This is a genomic window from Staphylococcus sp. EG-SA-2, assembly GCF_017152085.1.
The window spans coordinates 1-605 of sequence record NZ_JACYHC010001300.1; the positions used below are offsets into that span (position 1 = coordinate 1).

1 protein-coding gene is annotated in these 605 nt (G+C 40.8%); it reads left to right on the forward strand.

The genetic code is table 11. The annotated features are described in order from the left end of the window. Positions 1 to 525 (forward strand): HAD-IC family P-type ATPase (locus IDG60_RS20915; RefSeq protein ID WP_206161144.1); only part of this gene is annotated, 525 nt, incomplete at its 5' end. Positions 526 to 605: the final 80 nt, after the last annotated feature.

A 605-nucleotide genomic window follows, 5' to 3' on the forward strand; every position in this document is an offset into this window, starting at 1 on the left:
ATAAAACAATTGCATGATATGGGCATTGAAGTTGCCATGTTAACTGGCGATAATAAAAACACTGCTCAAGCCATTGCAAAACAAGTAGGCATAGATACTGTTATTGCAGATATTTTACCAGAAGAAAAAGCTGCACAAATTGCGAAACTACAGCAACAAGGTAAGAAGGTTGCGATGGTTGGTGACGGTGTAAATGATGCACCTGCATTAGTTAAAGCTGATATCGGTATCGCCATTGGTACAGGTACAGAAGTTGCCATTGAAGCAGCTGATATTACTATTCTTGGTGGCGACTTGATGCTTATTCCTAAAGCCATTTATGCAAGTAAAGCAACCATTCGTAATATTCGTCAAAATCTATTTTGGGCATTCGGCTATAATATTGCCGGTATCCCTATAGCTGCATTGGGCTTACTTGCGCCATGGGTTGCTGGTGCTGCAATGGCACTAAGTTCAGTAAGTGTTGTCACAAACGCACTTAGATTGAAAAAGATGCGATTAGAACCACGCCGTAAAGATGCCTAGATTCCTTAATAATGAAGGATTCGTTGGTGATTCTGAGATAGGCTAGTGATTGGCTCTATAATGTCGCGGTTTACAGTTGG